The sequence below is a fragment of the Pseudomonas sp. CHM02 genome (assembly GCF_000612585.1).
GTDB lineage: Bacteria > Pseudomonadota > Gammaproteobacteria > Pseudomonadales > Pseudomonadaceae > Aquipseudomonas.
Genome location: NZ_JFCA01000003.1, coordinates 50,303 through 63,257 on the forward strand (window position 1 = coordinate 50,303; position 12,955 = coordinate 63,257).

A 12,955-nucleotide genomic window follows, 5' to 3' on the forward strand; every position below is an offset into this window, starting at 1 on the left:
GAAATCATCGCACCGGGGGAATTGGATCCGCTGACCAACGAGCGGCTTTATGTGTCGAACCAGGCAAGAAGCACAGTGACATTGTCGCGCCCGGCGTATTCGCGGGTGAGGTGGATCAGTCGCTGGCATGCGATGTCCAGCGTCTCGCGGTGGGCGAGGGCCAGCACCTGGGTCATTTCCTGGTGTGGGACGCAACCGTGCAGGCCGTCACTGCAGAGCATCAGCAGGTCGTTCGGCTGGACCGGTTGCACGCGCACTTGCGGCTCCACACGTGGGCCCGGGCCGATGGCTTGCAGTAACAGGTTGCGCGCGGGCAAGCGGTCGACCTTGCCGGCCTCAAGGGCCTGCTGGTACCAGGTCTGGTCGCGGGTCAGCAGGCTCAATTCGCCGTCGCGGTAGCGGTACAGGCGGCTGTCGCCCACATGGAACACCAGCAGCGGCCCATCGGCTTGCGGGCGCCATACGCCGGTGAGGGTGGTGCCCATGCCGCTGCCTTCGCTCATCTGGCGGGCCACGTTCTGCTGATAGACGCACTGGTTCACGTGGTCGATGGCGTTGTGCAGGCGGCTGGCGGCTTGCATGTCCGGGTCTGACCAGGTGGCATCCGGGTCGCCACTGTCGTCGAGTGAATCGACGCTGTGGGTGTTGAGCGCCTGGCGCAAGCTGAGCAGCGCTTCGGTGCTGGCCAGGGCGCCCGCTTCGTGGCCGCCCATGCCATCGGCCACGGCGAACAACCCAAGGCGCGGCTCCACCAGAAAATTGTCTTCGTTGCTCTGGCGCACCGTACCGGCATCACTGGCCCCAAAGGCGATCGCGCAAGCCAGCTGATGGGGCCCGCAGGCGCTTAGGGGGGAGTCGGTCATGGCAGGGGCTCGAAGCTGTTGAGGAAGGCCAGGCGCTGGGCCTCGCTCTCGATAGAGTCGGCCAACCGTTGCACAAAGGGTTGGCGCATTGAAGTCGCACGCAGGGCACGGCTGACCACGATGCGTGCGATGGGGCCGATCATTACGGCCAGGCGGCGTTCGGCCATGTGCGCAAAGTCGGGGTCGACCTGTGCGTCTGTCACCTCGGTGGGGTGGGCAATCGCGGTGGGTTCGATAATGGTCGCGGGGGCAACAGTCGGTGGGTTGAGGCGTTGAAACAGTGAGTGGCTGGCACTGGCGAACTGTTCACGGCCACGCTCCGAGGGAATATGCGGCAACAGCGCGGCGCAGATCTCTTCGAAATCGTCAGCGGTATTGAGGCTCTTGCGCACCAGGAAGCGGGCGAGTGGACCGATCTGGTGGGACAACAGCGATTCGAGTTCGGGCATCACGGCCAGTTTCCACGGCGTCAGGGTCTCCACCGCTTCGGTCGCCAGCGGGCTCACGCCGCTGCTCAAGGGTTGGTTGGGGCGCATCAGTATGGTGCGGTCGTCGTCGATCTCGGCGGTGGTCCAGCGCCCGGTGGTCGTGCCGAGCAGGGCTTCGAGGTCATCCAGGAAGGCCTGCGCCGAAGGGTAGCGGTCGGCCGGACGCTTGGCCAGGGCGCGCGCGATCACGCTGTCCAGCGCCGGGTCGAGGGCCAGGTTCAGGCTCGACGGTGCCACCGGTGTCTGGTTAAGGATCTGCTGCATGACCATGGTTGCCGAGCCGGAGAATGGCCGCTCACCCGTGAGCAACTGGTACAGCACGATGCCGGCGGAAAACACATCGGAGCGACCGTCGATCAATTCGCCGCAGAACTGTTCCGGCGACATGTAGCTCGGGGTGCCGATCATCGAACCCGTCTGGGTGAGGGTGGAAGAGTCCAGGCGCGCTACGCCAAAGTCGGTGACCTTGACGTGGTTGTCGGCGGTGATCAGCAGGTTGGCCGGCTTGATATCGCGGTGCACCACGCCCTTTGAGTGCGCGTACTCCAGGGCCAGCAGCAACTGGCGCATCCAGCCGAGGCTGTGGTTGAGGTCGCGCGGCGGCTGCGCGGCCAGCAGGGTATTGAGCGGTGTACCTTCGATGAATTCCATGGCGATGTACGCCGAGCCTTCGTCCTCGCCATAGTCGTACACGGTGACGATGTTGGGGTGCATCAAGCGGCCGGCGGCCTGGGCTTCGTTCTTGAAGCGACTGACCAGCTCGGCGTGCTGGCTGTCGCCGAACAGTTCCTTGCGGATGGTCTTGAGCGCCACGGTACGCGCGATATTCGGATCGAACGCCTTGTACACCGTGCCCATGGCGCCTTTGCCGAGCACGCTGTCTATCCGGTATTTGCCGAGTTGTTCAAGCATGATCGCGGCCCTATTCCTCAAGCATCTTCATGGCACTGACCAGGCTGGTGCGCATGCGACCGAAGGACTGGCCCAGGCGTGCCAACTCGTCGTTGCCGCTGACGTCCATCGGCGGCACGTCGGTTTCCCCCAGGCTGACGCGGTCAGCCAGTGCCGACATCTGCCGCAGGCGTCGGGTGACAAACAGGTGCACCGCCACGTTCAGAGCCACGAACAGCACGGCGAAGATCCCCAGCATCGACAACATGTAGCTGTGCAGCAGGCTCCTGGCGCGTTGCAGCGGCAGGTCCAGCGGTACCGAGACCAGTTGGGCGCCGATGGTATCGTTGAGTTTCCAGCCGAAACCGTTGACCGGCCCATAGATGTCGACCATGGTTTTCGGCGCCGCGTCCGGTGTGCTGTGGCACGCAAGGCAGGCCGCGTCCTTGATCTGGATCGGTCGCGCAATGTACAGCGACGTGCCTTTTTCATCCGCACGCTCTCCCACCATCTCATCGGTTTGCGGCTGGCTGCGCAGGGTGCTGATCAGGGTTTTCTCCCACTCGTTGGCCAGGTCGCGCGGGTTGGTGGGGTTGAGTGTGGCCTCCTTGTAGGCATAGTCCGGGTAAGACTTGAGCAGTTCCTGCAGGTGCGAGATGGCGGCGAAGTCCGGCACCGATTGCGGCAGGAACTGGAACTTCAAGCGGTTCTCCAAAAGCGGCACGATCTGCTCGGCCGTGTAGGTGCTGGCGGCGGAGGCCGAGCGCATCAGCATGCGTGCGGTTTCCAGGGTTTCCCGGCGCGCGCTCTGTTGCAACAGGTAATGGGTTGAAAGGCTGGTGGCGATAAATCCGACGATAAACACCGCCAGGAACACCACGTTGAATTTGACCGCGAGCGACAGTTTCATAAGGACCTTCGGGGACCGGCGTGGTGGATGTCAGTGCGTATTTCTGCGGCGTTCCAGGCGCAGCAGCTCCCGTTCCCACTCCAGCACGCCACCGCGATTGACCTTCACCGCCTGGCGGAATGTCGGGTCATTGAGGCGCGGGGCGAAGCGGCTGGCGAGCATCTGCTGGCTGAGGTTGAGCGGGCTGACGACCCAGGGCGCGATATCGTCATAGGTCACGTCCCGCTCCTTGCCGGGTTCGGCTGCGGCCGGGATTTTCTTGCCGAGCGGCACCAGCGGGTCGAGGAACTGGCGGGGCAGGGCGTCGATGAAGGCTTGCTCGGGGCGCGGCACTGTCTTCAGGGCGCTGCCTGCGCTGCGTTGCGCAAAGTCTTCGTGGCCCAGGGTGACGCTATGGTCGCTTTTGCCATGGGCGTCGAGTTCGTTGACCACTTGGCTGCCGTCTTCAACGAACATCTCGGTTTGACGTGGGGTCACGTGGATTACGCTGGCGCTTTGGGTGACGGTGAAGGCCAGGGCACCCGTGGTCACGGCCAGACGGGTGTGAGTGCTGTCCGCGGCCGGTTGCAGTTTCAGCCAGCCACTGAGCAGGTTGATCTGTGCGGCCGTGCGGTTGGTGGCGATCAGGATACGGGTGTCCGGCCCCAACGCGAGGGTGGTCGAGGCGAGGCCTTCGATCTGAATGCCGGCGTTGCCGGTTTGCAGGATATCGCCCCCTTGCAGCCGCGTGCCTGCGCCCACGCTGTAGAGCGTGGTAGCGCGTATCAGCTTCAGCGGTTTTTCTGCATAGGCAATCACGCCGATATTGGCTGGCGCCGCCAGGGCCGGCGGCAACGGGAGCAGACCGGCAAGCAATAGGACTATCGAAAGTTTTTTCACGTGGGCGCCATCTATCGAGCACTGGGGGGCAGGCACCGATGCTGTAGCTACAGCCGGTGTTCGTGCGTGCGCAAGGCAACGCAGGGCCGAAGGCTACCGGCTGGAAGGGCCGGGAACGAAGACAATTATCTGCATGGAAAAGGCGGAATCCGATTAAGCGAAATCATGGAATAAAGCGCTCGCGAAGCGTGTTCTTTGCATGGTTTCCCGTGATTCGAACGGCGTTTGCAGGGATTGGCGAGACGTCTGCACCTTCCTACTAGCCGGAGCGCTTATGACGACCAAATGCATGAACGCGTTTTCAACGACCAAGACTTTCCTGCAACAGAATTTCATGACTGCCAAGCGCATTCCTCCCGGGCTGGTAGCGGGTATCAATGTGTTCGATGTCAACGACCACAAGGCCGGTGGGTATCGGTTGGCAACCCTCGATAAACCGGGCGAATTCGGCAAGATCGAGCGGCCATTGATGGGCCACTGGGTACCTCAGGGCGGTTTTTGCGATATCCCGGCCAACCCGGGGGCGACCGGGTATGTATTCACACCGGACTTCAGTGGGTGTTCGATCCTGATCGACCAGATTGATGAGCTTACCTACCGCGTGTTTCACGTACAGGGTGGCAGCGACTACTTGAACAAGGAATACCTCAGCCGGTCTGACGGCCATGGCCTGGGGTTCGCCACGGCGATGACGTTTGACGACTATGGCGAAGATGCCTATCCGCGCGGATTCGCGTTCATGAAATTCGAGGAAGGCCGCTGGTGGATTTACTTCCAGCGCCAGAACGGTGTGGGGCTGAATTTCGCCTATGGCACGTTCCAAATGAACGGTGCACAAACGGTCCGCGGAGGAGGGCGGATCCCCGTGCCGAACCTCAAATACGAGTCACCGCGCCAGGCTGTGGTGCACAGCGGCAAAGCCTTGCCGATACCCGCCAGCAAGCTTCCCGAGCGAGCGATCGAAGTCTGGTAAACAAAGGTTTTTACGCTGCGTGGAAAATTGTCGGGAATAAAGGGGCCGGGTCGATTGTTCATCCTGCAGACGCTGACAACCAGCCGCTACCGATGGATTCCAAGATGATTGACCAGACCCTTCTCGACTCTTCTCCTGGCAGGCGCAAAATGAGTGACACCGACCCTGACACCCTGGCGCGCCGCAATCGCCTGGCGCTTCTGGTCGTGCAAGTGATCGGCCTGATTGTGCTGGTGCTCTGTGCGATCGATGCGCAGCGGGCTCAGGCACAGGACCTGCCGGAACCGGCCGATGGCGCCGCCAGGAAAGTGCTGATGACGGTGCGGGCTGACGGTGTGCAGATTTATACCTGTGTCCAGGACAACAGCGGGCAACGTGCTTGGCAGTTTCGTGAGCCGCTGGCGACGCTGATGATCAACGGCAAGACCGTCGGCCGACACTTTGCCGGGCCAACCTGGCAACTGGATGACCTCAGTGCGGTGGTCGGCAAGGTTGTCGCCCAGGCACCGGGAGCCACTGCCAACGATATCTCGCTGTTGCGCCTCAACGTGGTGACGCACCAGGGAGAGGGTGGGCTGGCGCAGGTGATGGCGGTGGAGCGTCTGCATACCCAGGGGGGTGTATTCAGTGGCAGTTGCGCCCAAGTGGGTGAACTTCACCTTGAACCCTACAGCGCGGATTATCGCTTCCTCGGCCAATAGCACCACCCCGAGCCGTTCGGCTCGTCAGTCCCCCCGATTTGACTTCACGCCTCGCGCCGATTGCCTTCGGTGTGCGGCAACGCTGTGCCCGTAACACAACCAAAAAAACCTAGGAGCTTTACACATGATCACTCGTTTACTTGCCGCTACGGCACTGACTGTTGTTGCTTCGGCCGGCGCCCAGGCGGCGGACGCCTACTCGTCCGAAGGCCCCACTGACTGGACCGGTTTCTACGGCGGGTTGAGCGCCGGCTACGGCTTTGGTGGTGACGGTGACGTCACTACCAAAGGCCAGGCCGCACCTAACATCGCCAACATCAACGGCGGCGCACGCCCTGGTCGGGTGGACCTGGACCGCAACGGTCTGCTGGGTGGCCTGCAGATAGGTTACAACTACCAGTTCGGCCAGTGGGTCGCCGGTATCGAAGCGGATATCTCCCACACCGACCTGCAAGACCGCCGCAATATCGGCACGGCACAGCTCAATACCAGGCTGGCGCTGAACAACACGTTTGAATCGAAGATCAAATACCTTGGCACCCTGCGCGGGCGCTTTGGTTATGCGTTCGACCACACCCTGATCTACGGCACTGCGGGTCTGGCCTACGGTGAAACCAGCCAGAGCGTCGACATGTTCGGCCCTACCGGCAATACCCAGTTCAGCGGCGACCAGAGCCACTTCAAGATGGGCTATACCGTGGGGGCGGGGATCGAACAGGCGATTACCAGGAACCTCTCGTTCAAGACCGAATACCTGTACTACGACCTGGGAGAAGACAAGCTGAACGTGGCGGTGATTCCGGGCAGTGGCGGGGCTGGGACTGGTTACGATTCCAAGTTCAAGAACGACGGGCAGATGTTGCGCGTCGGGTTGAACTGGAAGTTTGACTGACGTCGGCGCCTCAGGCGCAAAGGCTTTCGGCTTTCATCGGGCGCGCAGGGCGGTGTGGGTGGAACTGGCCCTGTCGCGCCTTGCCATTGTCGACAGTTCCCGGGGGACAGTTCTCATTCCTACCAGCGGCTTAAAACGTCGGCGGCGTGATGATCCAGATCACCACGGTTGTCACTTTTCCGGGGTTGCCGTACCGATGGGGTTCACTGCTGGCAAAGCTGAAACTGTCGCCCGCCTCCAGCAGAAAATGTCGCTCACCCACCCACAGCTCGAACCGACCGCTGAGCACATAGCCCGCTTCTTCGCCTTCATGGCTGTAGCTCTGCTGGCTGTAGGTGCCGGGCGGAAAGCTTGATTGCAGCATTTCCAGCTGGTGGTTGGGCAGGGGCGTCAACAGTTCGTCGACGATGCCATCTTCGTAATGAATGCTTTGGCGGTTGCCCCTACGGACCACGTAGCCTTCGTCTTCGATCGCCGGCACGGTTTCGCTGGCGAAGAACCACTGGGTCGTCACGCCCAGGCTGCGGGCAATGTTGAACAGTGCCGGGATCGATGGATAGGCCAGGTTACGTTCCAACTGGCTGAGGTAACCGGCGGTCAATTCGCTCGCCTGCGCCAGGGCCGTGAGGGTCAGCCCACGCGCCTTGCGCAGGCCGCGGATGCGCGTGCCGAGAAACAGTTGCTGGGGTTCGTCTGTCACAGGTTCCACGCTACCTTGAGTCCTTCGTAGATTGCCTCTTCGGCGGTGCGCGGGGCCAGGCAGTCGCCGATGCGATCAAAGGGCACCAGACCTTGCAGCTCCGCGCCCAGAGTGTCCACCGGCTGGTGCCCCTGGCACAACACCAGGGTATCGATATTCTCCAGCAGCATCGGTTCGCCGCTGGCGGTGTGTTGCAGGTAGACCGTGGTGTCGTCGCAGCCGTAGAGGCGGGCGTAAGGGATGATCGGGATCCCCAGCCGATGCAGTTCGCCCGCCAATTGATCGCGCACATACAGCGGCAGGCTTTCCCCGCAGTGGGTGCCGTTGACCGCCAGTTGCACCTGATGGCCGGCGCGCACCAGGCGCTCGGCGATACCCGGGCCGATCCAGTCGCAACGCCAGTCGACCACCACCACCGAACGCCCCAGGGGAGCCTGGTCGCGCAGCACCTGCCAGGCATCCACCACTTGCAGTTCACCGCCTTGCTCGAAGGTTGGCCAGTAAGGTTCGGCGCCGGTGGCGATGATGACGTGATCGGGACGTTCCTGTTCTACCAGGGCACGGTCGACCCGGGTATTGCGCACCACCCGTACACCCGCCAGCTGCATCTCGCGTTGCAGGTTGGTGCTGGCCCCGCCGAATTCGCTGCGCCGTGGCAGCAACTGTGCCAGCAACACTTGCCCGCCGAGTTGGCCGCTCGCCTCGTACAGTGTCACCGCATGCCCGCGTTGCGCGGCGACCGCCGCGGCTTTCATGCCCGCCGGGCCTGCGCCCACCACCATGATGCGTTTGCGCTTCAACGCCCCTTGCAACGCGCCAAATATCAGCTCGCGGCCGGTCTCCGGATGCTGGATGCAGGAGATTGGCAGCCCCTTGTGAAAATGACCGATGCAGGCTTGGTTGCAGGCGATGCACGCGCGCACATCTTCGGCGCGGCCCTCGAGGGTTTTGGCCGGCATCAGGGGGTCGCAGATCAACGCCCGCGTCATGCCGCAGACATCGGCCTGGCCGCGCGCCAGGATCAGTTCGGCCTCCTGAGGCTGGTTGATCCGCCCGGTGACGAAGAGCGGAATCGACAGGCTGGCCTTGAACGTCGCCGCCTCATCGGCAAGGTACGCGGCGGCAATCGCCATGGGCGGCACGATATGGATCGCGCCGCCCAGGGACGCTGATGTACCCGCGACGATATGCACGTAATCCAGCTGTGTCTGCAGGCTTTGCACGGCCTCCAGGGATTCGGTTTCGGTGAGCCCCTCGGCATCGCGTTCATCCGCCGAAATGCGCAGGCCGATGATGAAGTGTTCGTCGGTGGCGGCCCGGACCGCCGCGATGATGTCTCTCAAGAACTTCAGTCGATGCTCCAGGGAGCCGTTGTAATCATCACTGCGTCGGTTCACCCGAGGGTTGAGAAACTGCGCCGGCAAGTACCCATGGCTGGCGACCACTTCAACCCCGTCGATACCGGCCTGATGCAGGCGCCTGGCCGCTGCTGCATAACCCGCGACGATCTCGTCGATCATCGCCTGGTCCAGCGCCCGCGGCATCACGCGAAAGCGTTCATTGGGCACGCCCGACGCCGAGTACGCCACGGCCAGCAAGCCATCGGCCGACTCCATGATTTCCCGCCCGGGATGGAAGATCTGCGACAGCATCACGGTGCCCTGGGCATGGCAGGTATCGGCCAGTGCGCGGTAGCCGTCGATGCAGCCGTCGTCAGTCGCCATCAGCACATGGGAGGTGTACCGAGCGCTGTCATGTACCCCGGCCACCTGCAACACGATCAGTCCCACACCGCCTTCGGCGCGGGCGCGGTGGTAGGCGATCAATTGCGCATTGACGCGGTTATCGGTGGGCATCGAGGTGTCATGCCCGCTGGACATGATGCGGTTTTTCAGGCGCTTGCCGCGCAGTACCAGCGGCTCGAACAGATGGGGGAAGGCCGGGTGCGACATGGTGCGAATACTCCAGGCGCTGTTATTGTTGTATAGGAGGCGAGCCTCAGTAAAAAATCAACTTGTTTTTTTACTGGCGGCTGGATTAGCGTCGCCGTTGACCACCCCGTGCCTGGAGAATAAAAATGACGCACTCCACCGAACGGCAGCTGCGTGAACAGCTCGCCGCCTGCTATCGATTGATCGCGCACTACCGCATGAGCGACCTGATTTTCACGCATATCTCGGTGCGCATTCCCGGGCCCGAGCATGACTTCCTGATCAACCCCTACGGGCTGATGTTCGATGAAATCACCGCGTCCAGCCTGGTCAAGATCGGCTTGGACGGCCGCGCCGTGGAGCCCTCGGCCTATGCGGTCAACCCGGCGGGTTTTGTGATCCACAGCGCGATCCACGGCGCGCGTGAAGACGCCCAGTGCGTATTGCACACCCACACCCGTGCAGGCTGTGCGGTGGCCGCGCTGGAGTGCGGGTTGTTGCCGGTGAACCAGATCTCCATGGAGTTCTACGGCAAGGTCGCCTACCACGACTACGAAGGCGTGGCCCTGGACATGGCGGAGCAGCAGAGGCTCCTACAGGACCTGGGCGACAAGCCGGTGCTGATGCTGCGCAACCACGGTTTGCTCACCGTCGGCGAGACGGTCAGCCAGGCGTTCCTGCGCATGTATTACCTGGAGAAGGCCTGCGATATCCAGATCGCGGCCCAGGCGTGCGGCCCGCTGGTGCTACCGTCCGCCGAGGTCTGCGCCTACACCGAGCAGCAATTCAACAACCCTGGCCGACCGCTGGAGGAGGGCGAGTTGGTTGACGTGGACGCCATGCAGTTGGCCTGGGCTGCATTGCTGCGGATGCTGGATCGGGTGTCGCCGGGGTATCGCGACTGATGTAGAGTCGTGCTGCCGACTCAACCCAAGGAAACCGCCGTATGACCCAGGAATCCCGTTTTTCCAGGATGGAGCCGGAATTGCGCAAGGCCAATCTGGTCCAGGCCACGCTCACGTGTCTCAAGCGTGATGGTTTCCAGGGGGCGTCGATCCGCAAGATCAGTGCCGAGGCCGGGGTGTCGGTGGGGCTGATCAGCCATCACTATTCGGGCAAGGATGAACTGGTGGCCGAGGCCTACCGCACCATCACCGACCAAGTCATGAGCCTGCTGCGCGAGACAATGGCCAAGGCGCCGCCGAACCCGCGGGAACGCCTGTCGGCGTTGTTCCGTGGCTCGTTTTCCGCCGAGTTGCTGGACCCGCACCTGCTGGATGCCTGGCTGGTGTTCTGGGGCGCGGTGAAGACGGCGCCCGCGATCAACCTCGCCCACGAGCACTCCTATGGCGAGTATCGCACCATCATGCGTTCGGCCCTCACCGACATGGCCAGGGAGGAGGGCTGGAAGCATTTCGACGCCGACCTCGCCGCCATCGGTTTGAGCGCACTGCTCGACGGGCTGTGGCTGGAGTCGGGGCTCAACCCCGGCACCTTCACGCCAGAACAGGGCATCCAGATCTGCGAGGCCTGGGTGGATGGCCTGCAGGCGGGCGGTCGCCAGCGTTTCCAACTCAAACCCTGAGCCTTCCCTGGCCGCCTGGGCGCAACGTCCAGGCCGGCATTTTCCCTGCTGAAAATATTTGTAGTTTGCTGATTGCCTCCTTACTGAACACTCGTTTAGTATCGGCCCATGTCGCACCCCTCAAGCCAAATAAAATAATTCGAGGAAGCCATGACGACCGATTCGCCCGTGCTCACCGATGTGCAAGCTGGCATTGCCTGGATCACCCTCAACCGTGGCCCGCAGCGCAATGCATTGGACATTCCCACCCTCAAGCACCTGCACACCTTGCTCGATGCCTTCAACACGGATACCGCTGTGCGCGTGGTGGTCTTGACCGGCAACGGTCGCAGCTTCTGCGCCGGTGCCGACCTGGCCGAGTGGGCCGACGCTGAAGCCCGTGGCGCCCTCGAAACCTACGGCTGGACTGAAACCGCCCACGCCCTGATGACCCGCCTGCACACCCTCGATAAACCCACGATTGCCGCGATCAACGGCACCGCTGTCGGCGCGGGCATGGACCTGACGTTGTGCTGCGACCTGCGCATCGCGGCCCAATCGGCGCGTTTCAAGGCCGGCTACACCAGCATGGCCTACTCGCCGGACGCGGGCGCCAGCTGGCACTTGCCGCGCCTGATTGGCAGCGAGCAGGCCAAGCGCCTGCTGTTCCTGGACGAACTGTGGAGTGCCGACCGCGCCCTGGCTGCCGGCCTGGTCGGTGAAGTGGTCGCCGATGATCAACTCCAGGCTCACACCACCGACCTCGCCACCCGACTGGCCAACGGCCCGACCTTCGCCTTCGCCCAGACCAAGACCCTGATCCGCGAAGGCGCCGACCGCAGCCTGCCCGAGCAGTTGCAGGCCGAACTGGCGGCGGGCCTGTTGTGCGGGCGCAGTGCTGACGGCGCCGAAGCCCTGCGCGCGTCCATGGAAAAACGCCTCCCGAATTTCTGCGGCAAATAACAACAACACCTTCGAACAGGTAGCGCCATGAATTTCCAGCTCAGCCAAGAACAAGACATGTTGGTGGACGCGGTACGCAGTTTTGTTGCCAAGGAATTACTGCCCTTCGAGGAGGCGGTGGACCGTGCCGATGAGGTCTCGCCCGAGCTGGCTGCGCAGATTCGCGACAAGGCGATCGCCGCCGGTTTCTACGCCTTCAACATGCCGGAAGAGGTGGGTGGCGGTGGCCTGGATTACCTGTCCCAGGCCCTGATCGAGCGGGAGTTGTCCAAGGTCTCGTGGGCGCTGCATGTGTTTGTCGCGCGGCCGTCCAAGATCCTGATGGCGTGTACGGGATCACAGATTGGCGACTACCTGTTGCCGTGTGTGCAAGGCAAGAAAATCGACTGTTTTGCCCTCACCGAACCCGGCGCCGGTTCCGACGCCAACGCCATCAAGACCCGCGCCGTGCGCAGTGGCGACGACTTCGTGATCAATGGCAGCAAGCACTTCATCAGCCACGCCGGGCACGCCGATTTCGCCATTGTGTTCGCGGTCACCGATACCTACGAACACAACGGTCGGCAACGCAATGCCGTGACTTCGTTCCTGGTCGATCGCGGCACGCCCGGCATGACCATCCGCCGTGGCCCCAAGTGCGTGAGCAACCGTGGCTACCACACCTATGAAATGTTCTTCGACGACTGCCGCGTGCCGGCCTCCAAAGTGCTGGGCGAAGTGGGCAAGGGCTGGGAGGTGGCCAACGCCTGGCTCTCCGCCGGCCGCGTGATGGTTGCCGCCAACTGTGTCGGCCAGGCTCAGCGCGCGCTGGATGTATCGCTGCAATGGGCGGCGGACCGCAAACAGTTCGGCCAGCCCATCGGCACTTATCAAGGCGTGAGCTTCAAGCTTGCGGACATGGCCACGCAGATCCGCGCAGCTGAACTGCTGACCCTGCACACCGCCTGGAAAATGGATCAGGGCAGTATGACCGACGGCGAAGCCGGCATGGCCAAGTTGTTTGCCAGTGAAACCCTGGGCAAGGTCGCTGACGAGGCGGTGCAGATTTTTGGCGGCATGGGCTTGATGGATGAAGGGCCGGTGGAGCGCATTTGGCGCAATGCACGGATCGAGCGGATCTGGGAAGGCACGTCGGAAATCCAGCGCCATATCATCGCCCGTGAACTGTTGCGGCCGCTGTTGCGCTGATCGGCGCGGAGA

The 12,955-nt window shown here is 62.7% G+C and carries 13 protein-coding genes; 7 read left to right on the forward strand and 6 right to left on the reverse strand.

All coding sequences use genetic code 11. From position 1 onward, the window contains the following. Positions 1–47 precede the first annotated feature (47 nt). Genes BM70_RS0102365 through BM70_RS0102380 form a run of 4 tightly spaced genes read right to left on the reverse strand, consistent with a single transcriptional unit; the run spans position 48 to position 4,031 of the window. Positions 48–863 carry a PP2C family serine/threonine-protein phosphatase gene (locus BM70_RS0102365; RefSeq protein WP_025854506.1) on the reverse strand — a complete coding sequence of 272 codons (816 nt, stop codon included), beginning with the start codon at positions 861–863 and terminating at the stop codon, positions 48–50. Then, on the reverse strand, positions 860–2,263 hold the full coding sequence (locus tag BM70_RS0102370) for a serine/threonine-protein kinase (protein ID WP_025854507.1): 1,404 nt from the start codon (positions 2,261–2,263) through the stop codon (positions 860–862). Before BM70_RS0102370 ends, BM70_RS0102365 begins: the two co-directional genes overlap by 4 nt. A gap of 10 nt (positions 2,264–2,273) precedes the next feature. Continuing rightward, entirely contained in the window at positions 2,274–3,152 is an 879-nt protein-coding gene (locus BM70_RS0102375; protein WP_025854508.1) for a DUF3365 domain-containing protein, read from the reverse strand. Positions 3,153–3,182: 30 nt separating this feature from the next. Next, positions 3,183–4,031, reverse strand: a complete 849-nt coding sequence (locus BM70_RS0102380; protein WP_043274140.1) for a hypothetical protein — start codon at positions 4,029–4,031, stop codon at positions 3,183–3,185. A 274-nt stretch (positions 4,032–4,305) separates the two neighbouring features. On the opposite strand from BM70_RS0102380, the gene BM70_RS0102385 reads away from it, so the two are divergent. The 3 genes from BM70_RS0102385 (at position 4,306) to BM70_RS0102395 (ending at position 6,597) form a co-directional block, all read left to right on the forward strand. Next, a complete protein-coding gene (locus BM70_RS0102385) occupies positions 4,306–5,004 on the forward strand; it encodes a hypothetical protein (protein ID WP_025854510.1) in 699 nt (232 codons plus the stop codon). Positions 5,005–5,153: 149 nt separating this feature from the next. Next, positions 5,154–5,705 (forward strand): DUF3455 domain-containing protein, encoded by a 552-nt coding sequence (locus tag BM70_RS0102390; RefSeq protein ID WP_025854511.1) that lies wholly within the window; start codon positions 5,154–5,156, stop codon positions 5,703–5,705. Positions 5,706–5,829: 124 nt separating this feature from the next. Continuing rightward, complete coding sequence (locus BM70_RS0102395) at positions 5,830–6,597, forward strand: outer membrane protein (RefSeq protein ID WP_025854512.1); 768 nt, start codon at positions 5,830–5,832, stop codon at positions 6,595–6,597. A gap of 130 nt (positions 6,598–6,727) precedes the next feature. Here BM70_RS0102395 and BM70_RS0102400 read toward each other — a convergent pair whose 3' ends face one another. Continuing rightward, on the reverse strand, positions 6,728–7,306 hold the full coding sequence (locus BM70_RS0102400) for a cupin domain-containing protein (RefSeq protein WP_043274141.1): 579 nt from the start codon (positions 7,304–7,306) through the stop codon (positions 6,728–6,730). Next, positions 7,294–9,249, reverse strand: a complete 1,956-nt coding sequence (locus tag BM70_RS0102405) for an FAD-dependent oxidoreductase (protein ID WP_025854514.1) — start codon at positions 9,247–9,249, stop codon at positions 7,294–7,296. Before BM70_RS0102405 ends, BM70_RS0102400 begins: the two co-directional genes overlap by 13 nt. A gap of 125 nt (positions 9,250–9,374) precedes the next feature. Between BM70_RS0102405 and BM70_RS0102410 the strand changes: the two genes are divergently transcribed. The 4 genes from BM70_RS0102410 (at position 9,375) to BM70_RS0102425 (ending at position 12,943) form a co-directional block, all read left to right on the forward strand. Continuing rightward, complete coding sequence (locus BM70_RS0102410; protein WP_025854515.1) at positions 9,375–10,133, forward strand: class II aldolase/adducin family protein; 759 nt, start codon at positions 9,375–9,377, stop codon at positions 10,131–10,133. A 41-nt stretch (positions 10,134–10,174) separates the two neighbouring features. Next, positions 10,175–10,813, forward strand: a complete 639-nt coding sequence (locus BM70_RS0102415) for a TetR family transcriptional regulator C-terminal domain-containing protein (protein ID WP_025854516.1) — start codon at positions 10,175–10,177, stop codon at positions 10,811–10,813. A 150-nt stretch (positions 10,814–10,963) separates the two neighbouring features. Further along, the gene (locus tag BM70_RS0102420) at positions 10,964–11,755 is read left to right on the forward strand and encodes an enoyl-CoA hydratase/isomerase family protein (RefSeq protein ID WP_025854517.1); all 792 of its coding nucleotides are present in this window, start codon (positions 10,964–10,966) and stop codon (positions 11,753–11,755) included. Positions 11,756–11,782: 27 nt separating this feature from the next. Further along, the gene (locus BM70_RS0102425) at positions 11,783–12,943 is read left to right on the forward strand and encodes an acyl-CoA dehydrogenase family protein (protein WP_025854518.1); all 1,161 of its coding nucleotides are present in this window, start codon (positions 11,783–11,785) and stop codon (positions 12,941–12,943) included. The last annotated feature ends 12 nt before the right edge of the window (positions 12,944–12,955 follow it).

Coding starts and splice junctions, on each gene's coding strand:
- BM70_RS0102405 (WP_025854514.1), bottom strand. CDS start 9,249: ATGTCGCACCCGGCCTTCCCCCATCTGTTCGAGCCGCTGGTACTGCGC.
- BM70_RS0102365 (WP_025854506.1), bottom strand. CDS start 863: ATGACCGACTCCCCCCTAAGCGCCTGCGGGCCCCATCAGCTGGCTTGC.
- BM70_RS0102420 (WP_025854517.1), top strand. CDS start 10,964: ATGACGACCGATTCGCCCGTGCTCACCGATGTGCAAGCTGGCATTGCC.
- BM70_RS0102390 (WP_025854511.1), top strand. CDS start 5,154: ATGAGTGACACCGACCCTGACACCCTGGCGCGCCGCAATCGCCTGGCG.
- BM70_RS0102410 (WP_025854515.1), top strand. CDS start 9,375: ATGACGCACTCCACCGAACGGCAGCTGCGTGAACAGCTCGCCGCCTGC.
- BM70_RS0102370 (WP_025854507.1), bottom strand. CDS start 2,263: ATGCTTGAACAACTCGGCAAATACCGGATAGACAGCGTGCTCGGCAAA.
- BM70_RS0102395 (WP_025854512.1), top strand. CDS start 5,830: ATGATCACTCGTTTACTTGCCGCTACGGCACTGACTGTTGTTGCTTCG.
- BM70_RS0102415 (WP_025854516.1), top strand. CDS start 10,175: ATGACCCAGGAATCCCGTTTTTCCAGGATGGAGCCGGAATTGCGCAAG.
- BM70_RS0102425 (WP_025854518.1), top strand. CDS start 11,783: ATGAATTTCCAGCTCAGCCAAGAACAAGACATGTTGGTGGACGCGGTA.
- BM70_RS0102385 (WP_025854510.1), top strand. CDS start 4,306: ATGACGACCAAATGCATGAACGCGTTTTCAACGACCAAGACTTTCCTG.
- BM70_RS0102375 (WP_025854508.1), bottom strand. CDS start 3,152: ATGAAACTGTCGCTCGCGGTCAAATTCAACGTGGTGTTCCTGGCGGTG.